This window comes from Agromyces protaetiae (genome assembly GCF_004135405.1).
Lineage (GTDB): Bacteria > Actinomycetota > Actinomycetes > Actinomycetales > Microbacteriaceae > Agromyces > Agromyces protaetiae.
In genome coordinates this window covers 86,716-107,947 of the sequence record NZ_CP035491.1, presented here as the reverse complement: position 1 = coordinate 107,947, position 21,232 = coordinate 86,716, and the positions used below count along the sequence as shown (strand labels likewise).

Sequence of the window (21,232 nt, the reverse complement as noted above, 5' to 3'; positions counted from 1 at the left end):
GTTCGGCGGATGTCACAGCTGCGCGCCGCCCGGTGTCTTCATGCCGACGGACCGTTCGAACCGCATTCGAACGCCGAACGCGACGGAGGACGCATCATGGAGACCACCCGCATTCCGCCGACCGAGGTGACGGGCCTGTACGGCGCCGCGGTCAAGCTCATCTCCCGCAAGATGCTCGGCAAGGTGCCCGATTCGATCGGCGTGCTGTGGCACCATCCGGCCGTCATGAAGGACTCGATGACGATCGGACGCAAGGTCGACGGCTGGGGCGAGCTCGACCCACAGCTCGCCTCGTACGCCGCGATGGCGGCGGCCGCGACGATCGGCTGCGGGTTCTGCCTCGATCTGCACTACTTCCTCGCGCACGACCGCGGCCTCGACGAGGAGAAGGTGCGCGAGGTGCCGCGGTGGCGCGAGGCATCCGTGTTCTCCCCGCTCGAACGCGACGTCATGGCCTACGCCGAGGCCATGAGTGCGACGCCGCCGGCGGTGACCGACGAGCTCTCGGCGAGACTCCTCGATGCGCTCGGGCCGGCCGCGCTCGTCGAGCTCGCGGGTCGCGTGGGGTTCATGAACCTGACCGCGCGGATGAACGTCGCGCTCGGCATCCGGTCCTCGGAGTTCGCGGCGGAATGCGGGCTCGCGCCGCTCGCGGTGCGAGAGGCGGACGTCGACCCGGCGGAACGCGGCCCGGTGGAACGCGGCTCGGCGGAACTCGGCTCGGCGGCATGAGCGACGAACCGGGCGTCGACCCGTTCCTCGTGCACCGCGGGCTGCTCTTCACGGTCGCGTACGAGCTGCTCGGCTCGGCGGCCGACGCCGAGGACGTGCTGCAGGAGTCCTGGCTGCGCTGGTCGGCCGTCGACCGCGCCGGAGTGCGCGACGCCCGCGCGTATCTCGTGCAGGTCGTCACACGGCAGGCGCTCAACCAGGTGCGCACGCTCGCGCGTCGGCGGGAGTCGTATGTCGGCGAATGGCTGCCCGAGCCGTTGCTCACGAGTCCGGATGTCGCGGACGACGTCGAGCTCGCCGAGAGCGTGTCGATCGCGATGCTGACGGTGCTTGAAACGCTCGGCCCGGTCGAGCGGGCGGTGTTCGTGCTGCGCGAGGTGTTCGACGTGCCGTACGACGAGATCGCGCTCGCGACGGGGCGCACGCCCGCCGCCGTGCGGCAGATCGCGCATCGAGCGCGTTCCCATGTCGAGGCGCGGCGCCCGCGCGTGAGCGTCGGCCGTGCCGAGCAGGAGGAGGTCGTCGCGCGGTTCGCGGCGGCGGTCAACTCGGGCGATGTGCAGGGCCTCATGGATGTCCTCGCTCCCGACGTGGTCGCGGTGTCGGACGGCGGCGGGATGGTGCAGCGCGCGGCGCTCCGGCCCGTCGTCGGGGCGGACCGCATCGCTCGGTTCCTCGTGGGGAGTCTGGCGAAGCTCGACCTGCCGTTCGAGGCGCGACCCGCGTGGGTCAACGGCGGCCCTGGCATGCGCGCCGAGGTCGCGGGGCAGTTGGCGAGTGCGATCAGTCTCGTCATCGAAGGCGGCCGCGTCACGCGCATCTACGCGATCGCGAACCCCGAGAAGCTGTCGCGGATGGATGCCGAGGCCGCGCTCGCGCGGTGACGCGTCGTCGCGGGAGCACGACCCTACGGGGTGATCCCGAGATCCGCGGCGATCGCATGCGCGAAGTTGGCCTGCGCGCCGTCCGCGACCATGCCGCGGAGGATCGTCTCGACCATCGGGAGGAGCGCCCAGTCGGTCGTGAACGACCAGTCGCCCTGGTCGGGCCAGTTCCCGGCGACGCCGCCCCGGCGCAAGACGGCGCGGTCGGCCTCGACGCGGAACAGCGGCGCGTGGTTGCGGCCGGGCGCTTCGGCGTCGGCGTCGGCGACGGGAGCGAGCGCGAGCGCGGCCGGCTCCGAGGCATCCGGTGCATCAGAGGCATCCGCCCGCCCCTGCTGGAACGCGCGGAAGACGTCGTCGACCGACGCCTGCACCGCCTCGATCGCCGACTCGCGATTGCGCGCGCTGCGCGCGTCGAGCTCCTGGGCGTCGCCGTAGGCCGTCCAGCGGTCGCCGCGCGCGTTCGTCACGTCGAGGCCGAGCCGGTTGTCCTCGTCGTGCATGACGAGCGCGAGGAGGCCGGAGGCCGGGATCGGCGCGCCCGGCAGCTCGGCGAGCGCGCGCCGCGGCGTGCGCACGTGGCCCGCCGCGAAGAGGTCGGTGAGGAAGTGGTCGGCGAACGCGTTCATCGCGTAGGCGCGAAGCAGCGCGGATGTCTCGGTGGCGGCGCTCGCCGCCTCGACCGCAGCCCGATGCCCGACCCGATACGCGGTACGCGCGTCGTCGCCGAAGTGGTCGAGGTTTCCATAGAGCAACTCGCCGTAGCTCGGGCCTTGCTTGTCGGCGACCTCCGACCACTGGAGCGAGAGCGAGTCGCCGAGCGCCGCGTACGCCGTCGACGGCTCGTGCGGCGGCGTCGCGGCGCGCGCGTCGGCGATCGCGCGCTGTTCGAGGCGCAGGATGTCGCGGATGCGCGTGAGCGGTTCGGCTCGCTCGGTTTCGAGCTGGCCGAACGCGTCCGCGAAGCGGGCGGCCCGCACGTCGGCGCTGCCGAGGTCGGAGATCGGCGTCGCGCTGCCGTAGAAGTCGCCGCCGAGCGCGACGATCTCGCCGTAGGTGAGCGGCACGCCGCCGACCTCGATGATCGGCGTCGAAGCGGCCGAGACGCGAGTGCCGTCGGGGAGGGCGATCTCGATCGAATCGCCGACTTCGACGTGCTCTGCGCTGTTCACGGGGACACGGTATCGAGGGCACGCTCGTCTCGAAAGGGCGCAGAATCGGAAGATGGTCGAGATCTCCGACGAGGACTTCGAACGCATGGTGGGCGAGGTGTTCGATGCGCTGCCCGACGACATGGTGCGGGGGCTCGAGAACGTCGCCATCCTCACCGCGAACCAGCCGCCGGGGGAGTGGCCGCGCCTCTACGGCCTCTACACGGGGCGGCCGCTCAAGACCCGCGGCGTCTACGGCTACGGCGAGCTGCCCGACCGCATCACCCTCTTCAAGAACACCATGCAGGAGCACAGCGCCGACCTCGACGCGCTCCGCGCACGCGTGCGCATCACGCTCGTGCACGAGATCGGGCACTACTTCGGGCTCGACGATCGGCGGCTGGGGAGTTGGGGTGGGCGTAGGCGCGCTTCGCGCGGGGCGGATGTCTCGCTGTCGCATCGGGGCGTTCGCGACGAACACGCCGGCGACGAGCACGAGCCCGCCGACCGTCTCCCACGCGTTCGGGACTTGACCGAGGAGCAGCGCCGCCGACGCCATCGCGACGACGGGTGCGAGGAGCACCCATGGGACGACCGACGCCGAGGGGTTGCGCGCGAGGAGCGCGTTGAAGATCGCGTAGCCGATGAGGGTGCAGAGGCCCGCGGTGTAGAGCGTCGAGAGGATCGGGCGCCAGCCGAACGCGGCGATGCCCGCGGCGATCGCGTCGGGCCCCTCGAGCGCAGCCGAGAGTCCAAGCGCAGGGATCGGCACGACGAGTGCCGACCAGACCGTGAGCGACAGCGCGCCGAGCGGCTTCGCGGGGGCGACGACTCCGGCCCAGCGCGAGATGACGTTGCCGATCGCCCACGACAGCGCGGCGACGAGGCAGAGCACGACCGTGAGCGCGGGGGCGTCGCCGCCGCGGCCGAGTGCGACGATCCCGAGGCCGACGGTGCCGACGCCGACGCCGACGAGTTGCAGTCTCGTCGGGCGCTCACGGAGCGCGAGCGCCGCGACGAGGATCGTCAGCACGACCTGGGCCTGCAGGAGGAGAGCCGCGATGCCGGGCTGCAGGCCGAGCGCGATCGACGTGTAGAGCAGGCCGAACTGCCCGAGGCACATGAAGAGGCCGACGCCGACGACCGTCTTCCAGCTCGCGACGGGCCGGGGGACGACGAGCGCGGCGAGCGCGACGACCGCGAAGCGCACGGCGACGAAGAAGAGCGGCGGGATGCCCTCCATGCCCCAGTCGATAACCACGAAGTTGAATCCCCAGAGGGTCGCCACGGCAGCGGCCAGCAGCATGTCGCGTCTCGTCATGGATCCAGTCGACCCCGGGACATCCGGAAACACCAGCGAATGTTTCTACCTCTGAATCGGTAGCATCTCTGCATGATCGATCTCGAAGCCGTCGTCGCCCTGCGAGCCGTCGCGACGAACGGGAGCGTCGCGGCGGCCGCCGACGCGCTCGGATTCACCCCTCGGCCGTCTCGCAGCAGATCAAGCGGCTCGAGCGCGACACGCGCGTCGCGCTGCTCGAGCGCGCCGGTCGCGGGGTCGTGCTGACGGATGCCGCGCGACAGCTCGTGACCTCGTCGGCGACCGTGCTCGCCGACCTCGAACGGATCGAGGCCGATCTGCACCTCGCGGGAGGTCGGGCTGACGGCGACGCCGGCGCCGACGGCCGCGCACGCCGCGTCACCGGCGAAGTGCGCATCGGCGCGTTCTCGACGTCGGTGCGGGGCCTCCTCATCGACGTGCTCCCGCGGTTGCGGGCGGAGCATCCGGGGCTCACGGTGCCGCTCCGCGAGAGCGAGCCGTGGGAGACCGTCGCGCTCGTGGCATCCGGCCAACGCGATCTCGGCATCGTGCACCGCTGGGGCGGCGTCGCGCTCGCGATGCCCGACCACCTCGTCGAGACGCCGCTCTTCACCGACGTCGCCGACGTCATCCTGCGGCGCGACCACCCGCTTGCGGGACGCACTGAGCTCGCGCCGATCGACCTCGCCCATGAGGACTGGATCGCGACGTTCGACTCCACGATCTGCCGGCAATGGCTGCGGCGCCTGTTCGACGGCGTCTCGAACGCGCCGCGGATCGTGCACGAATCGATGGAGTTCGAGAACCACCTCGAACTCGTGCGCGCCGGCCTCGGCGTGGCGCTCGTGCCCAGGCTCGGGCGGCCGCCACTGCACGACGACTTGGTCGCTCTGCCGACCGTCGACCCCGTGTCGACCCGCGGCGTGTCGGCGGTGCACCGGCGCAGTCAGGCGGACTCGCCCGCGTTGCAGGCGGTGCTCGATGCGGTGCGGGTGGGGGCGGAGGGGCTCGGCTGAGGTGATCTGTGTGCAGCGGTGGGCTCAGCCCGCGACGACACCGGTTTCGGGGGAGACCGTCACAGTCGTGCCGTACTTCGGGCCGACGAGAGTCAGCGTGTACGAGAGGCCGTCGGGTGTCGTCGTGTAGTCGCCCGTCGTGCCGGCGGGGAGATCGGCGAGGAAGACCTCGGTATCGGCTATCACGAGTCGAGAACCGAGCGGGGTGATCTTCAGTTTCGTCGGGCGTACGCCGCCCGGGCTGTTCGCATCGAGTGCGATTGCCGCCGTACCCGCAGCCTGGGCGAGTGCGGTGAACTCGGCCTGCCGCGCCTCTTCGGCGCGCTCGCCCTGCTGCGTTTGAGCGGATGTCGCGGCCGCGCTCAAGAGCATCGGCAACCCGATCGTCAGGGCCCAGAGCGCTGCCGCGATCAGCGCGAGGATCCCCAGGAACTTGACGAACGCACCCAAGCAACTGTCCCGCGTCGACGGACCCGGCGTGGATGGGCGTGGGCGAGGGGCATTCGTTGCGGGACGAGGCATCCGCGTCCTCGTACGCATCCGCGCATCGATCGCCGCGAACTGCGCGAGCAGCGCGGCGGGATCGGAAACCGCACGCGGTTTCACCGGCGACCACGTCTCCGGCCGAATGGCCGCATCGACGATCTTCGCGACCTGCTCGTCGTTGTACCCGCGCGGCACCTGCACGGTGCTGAGGAGGTCCGCTGCCCGAACCACGCCGATCTGCGCGCCGTCGCTGTGCGGCCGTTCGCGGATCGTGAGAGTCGCGCTGACGATGACGATGATCCCGACGACTTCCACGGTGAACCCCGTCGCCTTCGAGAGGAGCCGTTGTGCGCGATCGGCCTCGTGGATCGCGTGCGTCAGGTAGTGTTTCGGCTGGTTGTCGACCCGAAGGGCCCTCCCGGCGACCCACACGCTCTTGCCCGGGTGATGCTTTGTGTTGATCGTGAAGACGCCAGGTGGGCCGATGAGCACGTGGTCGATGTCGCTGCCGTCCTTGCCGACCGGCACCGAGTGGAGGACGGTCCATTCCGGCCCGAGGCCCTTCAGGAGGTCGGCGACGTAGCGCTCGCCGACGGCTCCGCGGTGCCACGATTCCTGTTCGCCGCGTTCGCCGCGGTGTTCCAGTTCGACGAGCTTCTCGATGAGCGACTGGGCCGGAATGCGCGCACGGAGGTCATTAGAACGGATGTCTCGGGGCAGTAGGTGCGCGGATTCGTCTCCGCCTTCCGGGAGGTAGTCGAGCATTTGACGCTCATCGCGAGGGTGCAGGAACGGTGTCCACGCGGTGCCCGTCCAGAAACGCCAATGTGACGAGTCATCCGGATCTCGATACCAACCGCGCGGCGGCGCTGGCGGCGCGCGATGGGCTGAGACCGACCCGTCGGCATCGACCGTGAACCCGATTGGCACGCGCTCACGCTACTGAGCGAGGCCCGATCGTCGATGCCCCCAATCCACGGGGGAGAGGCGGCTCCGGTTCAGGGCTTCGTCGGCTGCGAGCACATGATCGCGAGCACGATGAGGCCCGCGATCGGCACGAGGAGCCAGAAGGCGTGGCCCCATCCGTAGCCCGCGTCGCGCAGACGGCGGACGAGCACCGCGAGCGTCGGGAGCAGCACGGCGACGCCCCAGAGGCCCGAGAAGATCGCGCCGACCGACGCGTCGCCGATCGGGATGACGTTGAACACGCTGAGGGCGCTGCCTACGAGGGCGGAAAAGAGGATCCACCACCAGAATTCGGGGCGCCCGGCGCGGCCCTCGAACTCGGCGTACTTGCGGAGTACGGTCTGGATCGCGGTGCCGAATGACATGCCGTCAGTGTAGGGCTCGCGGGTCCGCGGCCCCGATAATGGGGTCGAACACCGCCGTCGACAGGGGGTCGGATCATGCTCACAAGCGAAGCGGATCCGAGCGGCATCGACCCTCGAGTCATCCGAACCTATGTCTACCTGCGCGTGTCGCTCATCGCCGCGGTGCTGCTCGTCTTCGCGGCCGTCGTCATCGAGATCATCCACTCGGGCGTGCTGCGCCCGTCGATCAGCGCCTATTACTACACGCCGGCGCGCAGCGCGTTCGTCGGTGCCCTCGTCGGGATGGGCTTCGTGCTCGTCGCGCTCATGGGGCGGCCGGGCGTCGAGGATGCCGCGCTCAACCTCGCGGGTCTCCTCGCGCCCGTCGTCGCGTTCGTGCCGACGCCTCTTGTGAATCCGGATGCCCCGGGGAAATCGATTCCCGATGAACTCCTGCCCGGCATCGTGAACAACATGTGGGCCCTGCTCGTGCTCGCGGTCGTCGGCCTGGTGTTCGCGGGGGTGACCGCGTGGCGGAACCGCGTGGGCGACCGGTGGACCTTCCCCGGGTTCCTCGTCGCGTGCGGGGTCTGGGCGGGCGCGCTGCTCTGGTTCGGCTTCGACGCCTCCTGGCCGCTGCGCGCGTCGTTTTTCGACTACGGCCACTACGCCGCCGCGATCCCGATGTTCGCCTTGCTCATCGTGGTCGCGGTCGTCAACGCGTTCCGCACCGAGATGCGGCTCAGCATCGCGGGCCGGGCGTCCGTGTCGTACCGGCCGATCTACCTCACGATCGCGGCGCTCATGGCGGTCGCGGTCGTCACGGGCGTCGTCGCCTGGTTCGTCACCCGCTCGCACACGCATCCGCCGCAGGTGATCTTCTGGGTCGAGACGGTGCTGCTCGTGCTGTTCGGCGTGTTCTGGGCGTTGCAGACGTGGCAGTTCAAGCGGACGGGGCTGCCGCCGGTGGCGCCTCGCGGCCGATCTGCTCGGCGAGGGCGACGATGATGCCATTCGGCCCGCGCAGGTAGCACAGCCGGTAGGAGTCCTCGTACTGCGCGATCGCGTCGAGCACCTCGGCCCCGTGCGCGCGCAGGCGCGCGACGGTCGCGTCGATGTCGTCGACGGCGAACATGAGCCGGTGCAGCCCGAGCGTGTTCGGCGGCGGGGTGCGCGGTTCGGAGAAGGATGCTTCGGGGTGCGCGTACGTCGTGAGCTCGAGCCGGCCGTGGCCGTCTGGCGTGCGCAGCATGGCGATCTCGCTGCGTACGCCGTCGAGCCCGACCGTGCGGTCGGCGAACTCGCCCTCGATCTGCGCGCGGTCCTCGAACTCGAGCCCGAGGTCGGTGAAGAAGGCGATCGCCGCGTCGAGGTCTTCGACGACGATGGCGACGTTGTCGAGGCGGATGACGGTCATACTCGCGAGGGTAGCGCCCGTGTGCGGATGCCGGGGGTGCCGGTTGCTCGAACCGGGGCCGCGATCGGTCCTCCACAAGGTTGACGTCGGGCGGAGTTATCCACAGGAGGAAGCGCTGGTCAGGCGAGATTTCCGGATGCCTCGAATGTCAGTGGGTCATGGTGGAATCAAGGTATGACAGCGGTGATTGCGGATGCCTCGGTGGGGCTGCCTGCGCGCGCGGTGTCGCCGTCTGAGCTGCTCGAACTCGACCTTTCCACCGACCTCGACGCGATCGTCGAGCTCGAACGCAGCATCCGCATCGCGCAGGCCGAGCAACTGCGGCTCGTGCGCCGCGCCCGCGAGACCGCCGCGCTGCTCGAGGGCGTGCATGACGGCAGCACGTCGACCGACCGTGAGTTCGCGACGCGCTCGTTCATCGCCGAGCTCGCGACCGCGCTCGTCGTGCCCGAGGTGCGGGCGTCGGGCATGCTCGGCGATGCCGTGTGCCTCGAGCGTCTGCCCGAGACATCCGCCGCCTTCGCGCGCGGAGACCTCGGCCTCGCACACGTGCAGGCCGTCATCGAGGCGACCTCCGGGGCATCCGCTGCGCTTTCGGCGCGACTCGAAGCCGAGGCGATCGAGCGCGCCCCGCGGCAGACTCCCCCTGCTCTTCGCCGAGCGCTCCGCCGCTTCCGTGAGCGGTTCGAGCCCGTGCCGCTCGAAGAGCGCCGTGCCGCCGCCGAGCGCGACCGGCGCGTGTGCGTCGAGCCCGCGCGCGACGGCATGGCGTGGCTGAGCGTCTTCATGCGCGCCGAGCGCGCGTACGCGATCAAGGATCGGCTCGATGCGCTCGCAGCTGACGCTGCTGATGCTTCATCGTCGCCGGTCGACACCCGTACGCGTGCGCAGCGGTGCGCCGACATCGCCGCCAACCTGCTCCTCGCGGGCGCGCTCGCCGAAGGCGAGTTCGCCGCCGTCACGCAGCCCGGCCTCGTGAAGCCGCGAGTGCTCGTCACCGTGCCCGTCTTCACGCTCATGGGTCTCTCCGAAGAGCCGGCCGACCTCGACGGCTACGGCCCGATCGACGCCGACACGGCCCGCCGCCTCGCGGCCGACGCGCCCTCGTTCACGCGAATCCTGACCCACCCCGAGACCGGCGCGTTCTTATCGTACGGCCGCACGACTTACCGCGTTCCCGCCGACCTCGCGGGCTACCTCGCCGTGCGCGACGGCGGCTGCCGCTTCCCGGGCTGCGGCCGTCGCGCCCGCGAGAGCGACATCGACCACACCGTCGACTGGGCCCGCGGCGGTGAGACGCGGCACGACAACCTTGCGCATCTGTGCCGGTCGCATCACCGGTTGAAACACCACACACGGTGGCGGATGGAGCAGGAGACGGGTGGGGTTGTGCGGTGGCGGGGGCCGAGTGGGCGGGAGGTGCTGTCGCCGCCGCCGCTGTCGAGTTCGCCGATCCGCTGACCCTGTGGTCAGTCGCTCCAGGGGTTCAGCAGAGTCGCGCCGAGATCTGCGAAGTCCCTGATGTTGCGGGTGACGACGGTGAGGCCGTGCACCGTCGCGGTCGCGGCGATGAGCGCATCACGTTCTGGCCGTGGGTCGGGCACGTGCAGTGTTCCCGCGCGTACCGCGACCGCGGTGTCGACGGAAACGATGCGACCGCTGAACGTCGGCAGCACGTCGCCGTCGAGCCAGCGCCGGAGCATCGCACCTTGCACCGCGTCGGTTCGCTCTTTGCGCCTCACGCCGATTTCGAGTTCGAGCACCGTGATGGCTGAAAGGTAGAGCGAGTCGGGGTCTTGTGAAGCCGCCCACTCGACGACGCCGGGATTCGCGACGGCGGTCGGGCGGCGGAGTTCGCTGATGATGTTGGTGTCGAGCAGCCAACTCACAGCTCGGGCACCCGCAGATCGATACCGACGCGAGGCGTCTCGAACGGGATGTCTTCGCTCATGCGGAGCGCTTCGACGATGTTCTGCTTCGGGGCGCGGAGTCGGCGGTACTCCTGCATCGACATCAGCACGAACGCCGGCTCCCCGCGGTCGGTGATCACGACGGGCTCGTGCGCTGCGCGTCGCTTCGCCCCGGCGACATCGTTGTTGAATTCGCGCGAGCTGAGCATGGACATCGGGATCACCTCTCCTTCGGTTGAGATGTAGCAACATTGCCACAACGTCCATTGTTCCCCATGAAAGTCTGAAATGCGAGCACGCGAACCGGGAATACCCCCGCCCCTCCGCGTTAAACCTGAGCGTACCCAACTCAAGTTCCAGGAGGACCAGGTGCCCGAAGACTTCAACGAGGCCGGCCAGAACTCATTCGACGAGTTCCTGAGCCGCTACCTCGCGGGTGAGCAGGCCAGGCAGGCGCGGTCGATCGACCTCAGCCGGTTCCTGACCTCGCGCACCCAGAGCATCCTGCAGCAGGCAGGACGATTCGCACTCGAGCGCGGACAGACCGATCTCGATGCACTGCACATCCTGCGCGTGATCGTCGACGACGAGAGCGTGCAGAACGCGATCAAGCGCGTGGGCGCGAGCCCCGAGCGCATCATCACGGCCACCGAGGCGCGCCTTCCGCAGGCGACCGAGACGGCCGACATCAACGCCGCCACGATCACCCCGAGCGCGAGCCGGGCGCTGTTCCACAGCTACCAGGTCGCGCGCTCTTCCGGATCGACCTACATCGACCCCGAGCACCTCTTCTTCGCGCTCGTCCTCGGTCAGGATGCCCCGGCCGGCCAGGTGCTCGCACGTGCGGGCGTCACGGCCGAGGCGTTGACGCAGGGCATGCGCGAGAACGTCGCGGCAGGCGAGGTCATCGAAGACGAGCAAGGTGAGCAGGAGACATCCGCCACCCCCATGCTCGACAAGTTCGGCACCGACCTCACCGTACTTGCCGAGAACGGCGAGCTCGACCCGGTCATCGGCCGCGTCGACGAGATCGAGCAGACGATCGAGATCTTGAGCCGCCGCACGAAGAACAACCCCGTCCTCGTGGGCGAGGCCGGTGTCGGCAAGACCGCGATCGTCGAGGGCTTGGCCCGAGCGATCGTCGAGGAGAGCGTGCCCGAGGCGCTGCTGAACAAGCGCGTCGTCGCACTCGACTTGCCGGCGATGCTCGCGGGCACCCGCTACCGCGGCGACTTCGAAGAGCGCCTCACCAAGGTCATGGAGGAGATCGCCGAGCACAAGAGCGAGCTCATCGTCTTCATCGACGAGGTGCACACGGTCGTCGGCGCAGGCGGCGCCGGTGACGGCGGCATGGACGCGGGAAACATCCTGAAGCCGCGCCTCGCGCGCGGTGAGCTCCACCTCGTCGGCGCGACGACCCTCAAGGAGTACCGCCAGATCGAGAAGGACCCGGCGTTGGAGCGCCGCTTCCAGCCGGTCCGCGTCGGCGAGCCGTCGATCGAGGACGCCGTGCTGATCCTGCAGGGCCTGAAGCCCGCGTACGAGCGGCACCACGGCGTCGAGTACACGGATGCCGCGCTGCGCGCCGCCGTCGAGCTCAGCGACCGCTACCTCAGCGACCGCGTCCTGCCCGACAAGGCGATCGACCTCATCGACCAGGCGGGCGCGCGACTGCGCCTGCGACTGGGAGTGAAGGTGGATGTCTCCGAGCTCATCGAGCGGCTCGCGACCCTCGAGGCCGACAAGAACGCCGCCGTCACGGCCGAGCACTACGAGGAGGCGTCGCGCATCCGCGACGAGATCCAGAAGGTGCAGGACCGGCTCGACGCGGCGACGGCCTCCGGCCGGGCGACGGCAGGCACGCAAGACACCGTCATCGACGAGGCGCAGATCGCCGCGGTGATCTCGCGGGCCACCGGCATCCCGGTGAACCGCCTCACCGAGACCGAGCGCGAGCGCCTCGGTTCGCTCGAACAGGAGCTGCACGCGCGCGTCATCGGCCAGGATGACGCGGTCACCGCCGTCGCGAAGGCCGTGCGCCGCAACCGCACGGGCATGGGCGACGCGAAGCGTCCGGTGGGGTCGTTCCTCTTCCTCGGCCCGACCGGCGTCGGCAAGACCGAGCTCGCACGCTCGCTCGCCGACCGGCTGTTCGACGACGAGGGCGCAATCATCCGCTTCGACATGAGCGAGTTCGGCGAACGCCACACGGTGTCGCGCCTGGTCGGTGCCCCTCCCGGGTACGTCGGCTACGACGAGGCCGGGCAACTCACAGAGCGCGTGCGGCGCAACCCATACTCGATCGTGCTGTTCGACGAGATCGAGAAGGCCCACCCCGACGTCTTCAACCTGCTCCTGCAGGTGCTCGACGACGGACGCCTGACCGACGGTCAGGGTCGCACGGTCGACTTCCGCAACACGGTCGTCATCATGACGAGCAACTTGGGAAGTGAGTTCCTGGCGAGCAGGTCGGGTGCGCTCGGGTTCGTGGCGTCGACGGATGGCTCGGGCTTCTCCTCTGCCGACGACGTGAAGGCTCGCGTCATGGGCAAGGTCCGCGAGGCCATGCGCCCCGAGTTCCTGAACCGCATCGACGAGATCGTGCTGTTCCAGAAGCTCTCGCAGGGTGAGATCGCGCAGATCGTGCGGCTCATGCTCGGTGCGACCGAGGGTCGCCTCGCGGCTCGTGAGGTCGGGTTCGAGGTCACCGACGCCGCGATCGCGTGGCTCGGCGAGCACGGGTACGAGCCCGAGTACGGCGCCCGCCCGCTCCGCAGGCTCATCCAGCGCGAGGTCGACGACCGCATCGCCGACCTGTTCGTCACGGGCGACCTGGGCGACGGCGAGGCCGTGAATGTGGATGCCTCGGACGGCGCGCTCATCGTGGCATCCGTGCCGCGCGCGTTCGCCGAGGTGAAGCTCGCGGCCTAGCCCGCTCTCCAGAAGGCCCGGCTCCCGAAAGGGAGCCGGGCCCTCTGCATGTCGACCGAGCTATCGCACCGCGACGGTGAGGGGAGCGCTGGATGTCGCGCCCGCCGCATTCCGGAACTCGACGACGTACCCGTGGTTGCCGGGGCCGCGACCGGTGAGCGGCACCGCGACCTGCTGCGCGCCGGGCGTCGCCGCGGTCAGGGCGCCCTCGGCGACGACGGCGCCGTCTTCGAGGAGCCGGTACGAGGTGGCGTTCGTGCCCCACCACAGGTTCGCGGTGACGGTGTAGACGCCGTCGCCGTCCCAGTTGTCGGAGCTCAGCACGGGCGTCGCGGGCGTCGCGTGCGACACCTGCACGGTCACGGGCTGCACGCGCGTCGCGCCCTTCGAGTTCACGAGCTCGCCCGTGTACTGGTAGACCCCGTTGTGCAGCCCCGAGATGCGCACCGACGCCGTCTGCGCCCCGGGCGAAGCCGGCGTGAGCGGCACGGTCGACACGAGCTCGCCGTTCTCGAAGAGCCGCAGCGACGTGGCGTTCTCGCCCCACCACAGGTTCATGCTGACGGTGAACTCGCCGTCCTGCAGCCCCGTGTCCCAGCCGTTGTCGGTGCTCAGCACGCCGACGGCCGGCGCCGCGGCGGCGCCGTCGACCGGGGCGACCGGTACGGTCACGTCGGTGAACCGGGCCGCCGACGCGCGGACGAACCCGTTCGACGCCGTGAGCACGACCTTCGGCGGGTGGGCCTCGTCGAACGCGAAGTCCCCGAGCTCGACCCAGCCGCCGCCGCGGGCGAGCTGGTCGACGACGACTTGCTGCTCGCCGTCGGCCGTGTGCACCGAGTAGGTCGCCGTCGTCGTGTTGAGGTCGTTCGCGGGCAGCACGACCGCGATCCGCGAGGTGACGTCGCTGTCGGGGACCGGGGCCGTCCACGTCGCCGACGCGGTCGGCGACTTCGCGACCTCCGCGTACCGCGACGCGTAGCCGCCGGGCGCGGTGAGCGAGCTGTTCGCCCAGGTGCCCGTCGTGCGGAACGGAACCGTTCCGTCGTCGCGCGCGACAGTGTCGCCGACCGTCACGACGAGCGGGCACCGCTCCTCGCCGGGTGCGGTGACGGGCGCCGAGGCATCCGACACCGACGAGCCGACCACGGCGGCGACCGAGTACTCTCCCGCGAACTGTCCGATCTTGCCGAGCGAGTACTCGGCGCCGAAGACCGTGGCGGTCGTCGTCTCACCGCACGCCGTGAACGCCACGCGATAGCCGTCGGCGCCCGAGTCGTCCCACACGAGGAAGGCGTCGTCGCCGCGGTTCGTCACGTGCACGCCGGTCGGCACGGATGCCTCGCCCGACGCCTGCACGCGGGTGCGTACGCTGCCCGACCACGTCGCCGACGTGCCGCCCGCGCCCTGCGCGGCGATCGACACCGCGTACTCGCGGTCGGGCGCGAGGCCGTCGATCGTGATGAGGTCGACCGCAGATCGTTCGACCGCGAACGAGCGGTCGACGCCCTCGCCCGACACCGTCACGAGGTAGCGCTCGGTGCGGTTCGACGGGCGGAGGACGATGCCCGCCTCGTCGGAGCCGGCGATGACGCCGCGCACATCGAGCACGGGGACGGTGTCGGCCGCGAGCGGCGTGGCGCGCAGCGCGTCGCTCCACTCGGACACGGCCGCGCCCGAGGCATCCACCTCGCGGATCCGCACGTCGACCGCGACGCCGGCCGCGAGACCCTCGACGCGCGTGCCCGGCCGGTTCGTCGTCGTGTACGACGCGACCTCGGCGCCCGACGACGCGTCGGTCGCGCGCACCTCGAACGTGCCGCCCGCGGTCTGGCTCGCGTAGCCGAGCACGACGCCGCCGTCGACGGGCTCGAGGTTCAGCGCCTTGGGCGGAAGGGCGAGCGAACCCGTCGGGGTCGCGGATGCCTCGGCGATCGCTCCGGCACCGGTCGAGCCGACCGCGGCGACCGTGATCGCATACTCGGTTCCGGTCGTGAGGCCCTTCAGATCGGCGAACGACTCGCGGGTGTCGACCGTCGTGCGCGCACCGCCCGGCGCGGTCGCGACCACGCGGTACTTGCCGATGTTCGCCGGGTCGTCGAAGCGCACGCGCACGGCGTCCTTCGCCGCCACGACCTCGGTGATCAGGGGAGCGGCGGGCGCCGAGACATCCGTCACCGCGACCGCCACCTCGTAGCCCGTCGCCGACAGCAGCGTCGCGCGCACGCGCGTCGCGCCCGTCTGCGAACGCCACGCGACGGGCACGTCGAACGCCGCATCGCCAGGCGCGACCTCGGGAAGGTCGACGATCGTGCCGCCGACGACCGCTCCGGCGGCGTCGAACGCCTGCAGCGACACGCGGTAGCCGCGGAGCACGTCCGACGGCCCGTGCGCGGGCACCTCGCCCGACGGGGTGATCGACACGACGCCGAGCCCGCCCGCGTCCCCCGACGTGACGCCGCCGAGCGTGAACGACGCGACCGGCGCGTTCGACGACTGAGACTGCCAGTACGCCGCCTTGAGCCGGCCCCACACGTCGACGTTGCCCCAGCCGCGCACGAGGTCGCGGCTCGAGTTCGAGTAGTCGCTGCGGTAGTCGTTGAAGGTCCACTGCGACCAGCCGAAGACGAAGTCGCGGCTCTCGAACGCCTGCGCGGCCGTGCCGACGCCCGTCGTGTGATCGAGCAACTCGCGCTCGATCGGGTGGCTCGTGCCGTCGGGGCTGTACTCGGTGACGAAGATCGGCACGTCGGGGTAGAGCAGGTGAGCCCGGTCGACCTTCGCAGCGAAGCTGTCGTACATGTTGACGCTCACGAAGTCCATGTACTGAGCACCGTCGGACGCCGCGTTCGGCACCTTGTCGGCCTCGTCGATCTTGTCGTTCGCGGCCGTCACGAACCGTGTCGGATCGACCTCGTGCGAGTAGTCGGCCATCGTCTGCAGGTAGGTGCGCCCGGTCTGGTCGTACGAGATGATCTCGTTCGCGATCGAGTGGGCGAACACCGACGCGTGGTTGAAGTCGCGCTCGACCATCTCGCGGAACTCGAGCTTGATCTCGTCGACGTCGTTCTTGAGGTTGCGGCCCTGGTTCCAGACCGGCACCTCGTCGATCAGGAGCATGCCGATCTCGTCGGCGTAGTCGAGCAGCTCGGGCGACTGCGCGTAGTGCATGATGCGCGAGAGGTTCATGCCCGACGCCTTCATGCGGTCGAGATCGCGACGGACGAGCCATGTCGGCTCGACGTTGCCGTTCGCCGGGTCGTCGGAGACTCGGTTGCCGCCCGCGAGCTTCAGGGGCTCGCCGTTGAGCAGCATCGACGTGCCGTCGATCTCGAAGAGGCGGATGCCGAAGCGGTCGCTCTGAGACGCGGCCGGAGCATCCAGGGCGACATCGAACCTGTACAGGTTCGGGTCGTCCATGCTCCAGAGCTCGAACGAGCCTTCGGCGAGGTCGGCCGTGAGCGACGCGTTCGCGGTGCCGCCTGCCGACACCTCGACCGATGCCTCGAGGCCGTCGACGACGACGGCGCCGGTGGCGGCATCCGTGATGCGACCAGTGAGCGCGACCGTAAGTGCCTCGTCGCCCGCGTTCTCGACGAAGACGGTCGACTCGATGTGCGCCGTGCCCGCCGCGAGGTCGGGGGTCGCGACGATCTGCTGGCGGTCGATGCGCACCTCGGCGGTCTTCACCAGCTCGACCGAGCGGGAGATGCCGCCCCACGACCACCACGCGCCCTGTTGGAACGTGTTGTCGGCCAGGACGACGAGGGTGTTCTCGCCGTCGACGAGATGGTCGGTGACGTCGAACTCGACCGGCGTGTAGCCGCCCGAGTGCGAGCCGAGGCGGGCGCCGTTGAGCCACACCGTGGCGTCGTTGTAGACGGCGCCGAAGCGCAGCCACGCCCGCTCGCCCGCGGCGGCGCTGAGATCGCCCGACTCGAAGGTGCGTCGATACCACGCGGCGCCCGTGTAGCGGCCGTACTCGTCGTGGACGTCCCAGTTGCCGGGGACCGATTGCGTGTCCCAGCCGTCGACCGAGGTCGCGACGAGCGGGAAGCCGTCGGCGACGCCCGAGCGGTCGGGGTCGGTCGTGAACGCCCAGTCGCCGTCGAGCGAGATCGTCGACTCGCCGCTCGTGACCTCGTGGCCGGGGCGGTCGGAGGAGGTCGCCGCGGCGGGCGTCCACTCGCCCGAGCCCGTGACCTCGCCCGTGCCGGGCGCCGGGTCGGGCGGCGTGACGGGCGGGCTCCACGGGCAGCCGACGGCGGTGGCCGGATGTCCCTCGGGCGTCGCCGTCAGGGGGTCGATCGAGACGGGGCCGAAGCTCGCGGCGCTCTTGTAGGCGCCGAAGCCGATCGTGCCGCCCGCGGTGGGCGACTCGACGGCGCCGATGAGTGCGCCGTCTGCGTAGACCGCGGTGATGCCCGCGGCGCGGCGGACGACGAGGTCGGTCCACTCGCCGCGTTCGAGCGGCGAGATGCCGTCGCACACGGTCGAGGTGACGATGGGCTTCGAGATGCGGAACCTGCCGTTGCCGTCGGCGTCGAAGCCGAAGAACTGGGGGCTGATCCCAGTGCTCTTCCAGTCGGTGAGGTTCCGCATGTCGAGCATGAGGGTGACGGTGCCCTGCGCATCGATCGCGTCGATCTTGACGCTCGTGCGCAATTCGTACGCGTCGGGCAGGGAGAGCGGGCCGGTCGGGCGGATGTACCGTCCCGACGACTGTCCGCGGGTGTCGATGCCGATCGTGCCGTCGGCGACGGTCCACTCGGTGACGGCGCCCGTGACGGCCGTCCAGCCGGCGAGGTCGTCGAACGGCTCGTCGTAGAGGCTTCCCGGGCCGGCGGGGGCCGGTGGCGTCTCTTCGGCGGACGCCGCGGTGACACCGATCGCGGTGACGCCGAGCGCTGGGATGAGCAGGGTCGAGAGGGTGGCCGCTGCGAGGCGGAGCCGGAGGGGTGGCCGCACGGAATCTCCTTCGAATCGTTTGGGCACGGTCAAGGTAGTGCCTGGTGCGCACGGCGGCAACATATTTTGCAGAACGTATGCGATTCGCAGAGTCAGGATGCACGATGGGCATGAAAGGTGCCGAGAATGACTCGAATAGCCGACGCCTGCGGCCCGATCAGGCGAGACCCGCGCCGGTCAGCGCCCGGTCGACCACAGTCGGCGCAGCGCCGCACGGTGCGTCACGGCCGACCGAAGCGCGTCGACGAGCGGCGTCGACGACGTAAGGGTGCGGAACCGCTGCTGCGCGAAGTACCCGAGCACGACCGAGACGAACAGGTCGGCGTCGGCGCGCGCCGCGGCGCGGCCCACGAGCCGCCCGTCGGGACGCTCCCAACGCAGCGCATGCTCGGCGACCCGGTCGGCGGCGAACCGCCACATCTCGTCGAGGGCGGCGCGCGCGGCCGGGCTCGCGGTCTCGCTCACGTTCATCGACCACAGCGCGCCCATCGCGTTGTCGCCCGCCTCGGGGCGCGTCGCGATGGCGCGGATGAGCCGCTCGAAGAGCACGTCGGGGCGGGGCGACGGCTTCTCGGTCGCCGACTCGATCGCGCCGCGCAACCGCCGGATGGCTTCGATGTGCGCGGCGTCGACGAGGTCTTCCTTGCTCGCGAAGTAGTTGTAGACCATGCCGGCGCTGAAGCCCGACGACTCGATGATGTCGGTGATCGTCGTGCGCTCGATGCCGATGCGGGCGATGGACCCCCACGTCGCGCGGTAGAGCGCGTCGAGGCGCTTCGCGCGATACGCATCGCTGACCCTCGGCATGCCAGCAACGCTACCAACCGCCTACTCGTACGCGCGCAGGCTCACGATCCGGACCCGGCGGTCGCCGTTCGTCGCGAGCACCGTCACGCGCACGGCGTCGGCCTGCTCGGGCTGTGCGAACCGGTGGATGCGATGCCGGCGGCGATTGTCCGAGACCTCTTCGAGCACCCGCCAGCGACCTGCGAGCCGCGCCTCGACGCGATAGTCGCGCACGAGCTGCGGGAACACGAGGTGCGGTGAGCGGTGATGGTGCAGCGTGTTGAGCTCGACATCGACGTCGTCGTCGAAGACGAGCCGCAGCTCGCCGAGCGACCACGAGGCATCCCACTCGACCTGCACCCACTCGTGCCCGTCGCCGACCGGCGCCGACGCCCACAGCTGCGGGCCGCCGTAGGGCCGCTGGTAGCCGCCGACCGCCTTCTCGGGCGCGTACGCCTCCGTCGGCGGATGCGCCTCGATCCGCGGCGTCCAGCCGCGCAACGGATGGGCGGGCCACTGCACGAGCGCCTCGCCGGGGTCGTACTCGACGTTGACGTCGCCGTCGGCCTCGGGCACGTGTTGCAGGGCGAGCACGCCCGTCACCGTGTCGTGCGCGAGCACGGCCGCGACGGCATCGTTCGCGTGGAGCACGACGACGACGTTCTCGGGCTCCGACGGCCGCCAGTCGAGTGGCAGACGGACGACCTGCGGCGCATCGGATGCCTCGAGCGCGACCTCGACCGTCAGCCGCCGGTCGATCGGCACGGCGTTCTGACGCTTGCCCGTCGTCCAGAGCGAGGCCGCGAGCGTCGTGTCGGCGGAGACGTCGAGGAGCACGTCGAGCGCGTCGAGTCGCGGATCGACCGGCACGAGGATGCCGAGGTCGTGGGCGAGCGGATGCCTCGACTCCTCGGCATCCGGATCGGCCGCGAGCGACCGGGTCGCACTCGACGCGGTCACCCGGCCCGCGCGCGCCCGGTCGAGCGGGTCGCGGTTCCGCACGCCGAACACCGAGGCATCCTGACGCAGGAGCGTCTGCTGGAGCCGCTCCGCGCGCTCCCCGCCGAGCTCCCTCGGGCGCACCCCGAGCTCGAGCGCGACGGCTGCGCCCGTACCGGCGGCTTCGCCGCCCGCGGCGCACGTCGCCATGACGCGCGACGAGCCGAACGCGACGTGCGACGCCGAGATGTCGCGGCCCGCCATGAGGAGGTTCGCGACGTTCCGCGAGTAGTAGCTGCGGAACGGGATGCCGTAGATGCCGTTCGAGAACCGCTGGTGCGCGCCCGCATGCTGGGCGTACATGCCCTCGACGGGGTGGAGGTCGATCGACCAGCCGCCGAACGCGACCTGGTCGGGGAAGTCGACCTGGTCGAGGATGTCGTGCTGGGTGAGCACGTGGTCGCCGAGGAACCGCCGGTACTCGCGCTTGCCCGGCAGCGTGCCCACCCACTCGAGGTCGAGCGTGTCGGCGTCGAACTCGCCCGAGTTCTTGATGTGGTCCCAGATGCCGAAGATGACCGAGCGCAGCTCGTCGCGGATGCGCTCGTTGTCGTGGACGATGTCGAGCTCGCCGCCCCACTCGATCCACCAGTAGTGGGCGCCCTTGTCGCCGCTCCGGATGATGCGCGACTTCGGGATCGGGGTCTTCGAGATGTCCTTCGCCGAATCGGGCGCGACGAAGCGCACCGGATGTCCCGCATCCTTCGTGTAGAAGAGGATCGTCGAGCCGAGGAACTCGCGGTCGGCGACCTCGGGCGCCCACTCCTCGCCGAACTCCGACGCAGCCTCCCGCCCCAGGCGGAAGTCGGCGCCCGCGAGCTCGCCCACGAGCCCGTCGCCCGTCGCGTCGACGACGTACGCGCCGCGGAAGACGGTCTCGATCTCCGAGCCCATCGTCCAGCCCGTCACCGAGCGGATGACGCGCTCGCCGCCCGCGCCCTCTTCAAAGGATGCGTCGTCGGCCTCGACGGCGCGCACGTCGGTGTTCAGGTGCAGGCTGATGTTCGGCTCGGCGCGCACGGCGTCGAAGACGACCTCGTCCCAGTGGATCGGGTTGCCGTCGGGATTGCGGTACTGGTTCTCGACGTACAGCTCGCCGATGACGCCCGACTCCCGGGCGAAGCGCTGCATGCCGTGCGCCGTCGCCCCGCACACCCAGACACGGACCTCGGACGACGAGTTCCCCCGAGCACCGGCCGGTTGCCGATCAGGGCGACCGTCCGCCCGAGCCTCGCCGCGCTGATCGCGGCCGAGACCCCGGCCAGGCCGCCGCCGACGACGACGATATCGGTGGTGATCTCTCGGTGGAGCATGGGTTCCT

The 21,232-nt window shown here is 70.5% G+C and carries 15 protein-coding genes and 3 pseudogenes; 8 read left to right on the top strand and 10 right to left on the bottom strand.

The window, feature by feature from the left end; genetic code table 11:
* The first annotated feature begins 9 nt into the window (after window positions 1–9).
* The gene (locus tag ET445_RS00500) at window positions 10–732 is read left to right on the top strand and encodes a carboxymuconolactone decarboxylase family protein (protein WP_243695268.1); all 723 of its coding nucleotides are present in this window, start codon (window positions 10–12) and stop codon (window positions 730–732) included.
* The gene (locus ET445_RS00495) at window positions 729–1,616 is read left to right on the top strand and encodes an RNA polymerase sigma-70 factor (RefSeq protein ID WP_129187845.1); all 888 of its coding nucleotides are present in this window, start codon (window positions 729–731) and stop codon (window positions 1,614–1,616) included. The genes ET445_RS00500 and ET445_RS00495 overlap by 4 nt, the downstream gene beginning before the upstream one ends.
* A gap of 23 nt (window positions 1,617–1,639) precedes the next feature.
* Here ET445_RS00495 and ET445_RS00490 read toward each other — a convergent pair whose 3' ends face one another.
* The gene (locus ET445_RS00490) at window positions 1,640–2,788 is read right to left on the bottom strand and encodes a phospholipase (protein ID WP_129187844.1); all 1,149 of its coding nucleotides are present in this window, start codon (window positions 2,786–2,788) and stop codon (window positions 1,640–1,642) included.
* Here ET445_RS00490 and ET445_RS18375 point away from each other — a divergent pair.
* Window positions 2,697–3,113, top strand: a pseudogene (locus ET445_RS18375) (metallopeptidase family protein); the annotation flags it as partial. The gene ET445_RS00490 and the pseudogene ET445_RS18375 overlap by 92 nt on opposite strands.
* A 183-nt stretch (window positions 3,114–3,296) precedes the next feature.
* On the opposite strand, the pseudogene ET445_RS00480 reads toward ET445_RS18375, so the two are convergent.
* Window positions 3,297–4,073: pseudogene (locus ET445_RS00480) on the bottom strand (EamA family transporter); the annotation flags it as partial.
* An 87-nt stretch (window positions 4,074–4,160) separates the two neighbouring features.
* Here ET445_RS00480 and ET445_RS17690 point away from each other — a divergent pair.
* Both ET445_RS17690 and ET445_RS00475 read left to right on the top strand, forming a co-directional pair.
* Entirely contained in the window at window positions 4,161–4,334 is a 174-nt protein-coding gene (locus ET445_RS17690) for a hypothetical protein (RefSeq protein WP_243695267.1), read from the top strand.
* The gene (locus ET445_RS00475; RefSeq protein WP_243695440.1) at window positions 4,268–5,104 is read left to right on the top strand and encodes a LysR family transcriptional regulator; all 837 of its coding nucleotides are present in this window, start codon (window positions 4,268–4,270) and stop codon (window positions 5,102–5,104) included. The genes ET445_RS17690 and ET445_RS00475 overlap by 67 nt, the downstream gene beginning before the upstream one ends.
* Before the next feature lie 24 nt (window positions 5,105–5,128).
* Here the strand turns inward: ET445_RS00475 and ET445_RS00470 are convergent, their stop codons facing one another.
* Together ET445_RS00470 and ET445_RS00465 are read right to left on the bottom strand one after the other, a co-directional pair.
* Window positions 5,129–6,355, bottom strand: a complete 1,227-nt coding sequence (locus tag ET445_RS00470; protein WP_129187843.1) for a nuclease-related domain-containing protein — start codon at window positions 6,353–6,355, stop codon at window positions 5,129–5,131.
* A gap of 233 nt (window positions 6,356–6,588) precedes the next feature.
* Entirely contained in the window at window positions 6,589–6,921 is a 333-nt protein-coding gene (locus ET445_RS00465; protein WP_129187841.1) for a DUF805 domain-containing protein, read from the bottom strand.
* Between the two features lie 75 nt (window positions 6,922–6,996).
* On the opposite strand from ET445_RS00465, the gene ET445_RS00460 reads away from it, so the two are divergent.
* Window positions 6,997–7,908, top strand: coding sequence for a hypothetical protein (locus ET445_RS00460; protein WP_129187840.1), 912 nt, complete (start codon window positions 6,997–6,999; stop codon window positions 7,906–7,908).
* Here the strand turns inward: ET445_RS00460 and ET445_RS00455 are convergent.
* A complete protein-coding gene (locus tag ET445_RS00455; protein WP_129187839.1) occupies window positions 7,844–8,317 on the bottom strand; it encodes a VOC family protein in 474 nt (157 codons plus the stop codon). The genes ET445_RS00460 and ET445_RS00455 overlap by 65 nt on opposite strands.
* Before the next feature lie 174 nt (window positions 8,318–8,491).
* On the opposite strand from ET445_RS00455, the gene ET445_RS00450 reads away from it, so the two are divergent.
* Window positions 8,492–9,778 carry an HNH endonuclease gene (locus tag ET445_RS00450; RefSeq protein WP_129187838.1) on the top strand — a complete coding sequence of 429 codons (1,287 nt, stop codon included), beginning with the start codon at window positions 8,492–8,494 and terminating at the stop codon, window positions 9,776–9,778.
* A gap of 8 nt (window positions 9,779–9,786) precedes the next feature.
* On the opposite strand, the gene ET445_RS00445 is transcribed toward ET445_RS00450, so the two are convergent.
* Together ET445_RS00445 and ET445_RS00440 are read right to left on the bottom strand one after the other, a co-directional pair.
* Window positions 9,787–10,206, bottom strand: a complete 420-nt coding sequence (locus ET445_RS00445; RefSeq protein ID WP_129187837.1) for a type II toxin-antitoxin system VapC family toxin — start codon at window positions 10,204–10,206, stop codon at window positions 9,787–9,789.
* On the bottom strand, window positions 10,203–10,442 hold the full coding sequence (locus ET445_RS00440) for a type II toxin-antitoxin system Phd/YefM family antitoxin (protein WP_129187836.1): 240 nt from the start codon (window positions 10,440–10,442) through the stop codon (window positions 10,203–10,205). Before ET445_RS00440 ends, ET445_RS00445 begins: the two co-directional genes overlap by 4 nt.
* 154 nt (window positions 10,443–10,596) lie before the next feature.
* On the opposite strand from ET445_RS00440, the gene ET445_RS00435 reads away from it, so the two are divergent.
* Window positions 10,597–13,158: an ATP-dependent Clp protease ATP-binding subunit gene (locus tag ET445_RS00435; RefSeq protein ID WP_129187835.1), complete on the top strand. Its 2,562-nt coding sequence runs from the start codon at window positions 10,597–10,599 to the stop codon at window positions 13,156–13,158.
* Between the two features lie 60 nt (window positions 13,159–13,218).
* Here ET445_RS00435 and ET445_RS00430 read toward each other — a convergent pair whose 3' ends face one another.
* The 3 genes and pseudogenes from ET445_RS00430 to ET445_RS00420 all read right to left on the bottom strand — a co-directional run bounded on the left by ET445_RS00430 (window position 13,219) and on the right by ET445_RS00420 (window position 21,224).
* Window positions 13,219–18,126 (bottom strand): glycoside hydrolase family 2 TIM barrel-domain containing protein, encoded by a 4,908-nt coding sequence (locus ET445_RS00430; protein ID WP_129187833.1) that lies wholly within the window; start codon window positions 18,124–18,126, stop codon window positions 13,219–13,221.
* A 177-nt stretch (window positions 18,127–18,303) separates the two neighbouring features.
* A complete protein-coding gene (locus ET445_RS00425; RefSeq protein WP_129187832.1) occupies window positions 18,304–18,933 on the bottom strand; it encodes a TetR/AcrR family transcriptional regulator in 630 nt (209 codons plus the stop codon).
* A 21-nt stretch (window positions 18,934–18,954) separates the two neighbouring features.
* Window positions 18,955–21,224, bottom strand: a pseudogene (locus ET445_RS00420) (FAD-dependent oxidoreductase).
* Window positions 21,225–21,232 lie beyond the last annotated feature (8 nt).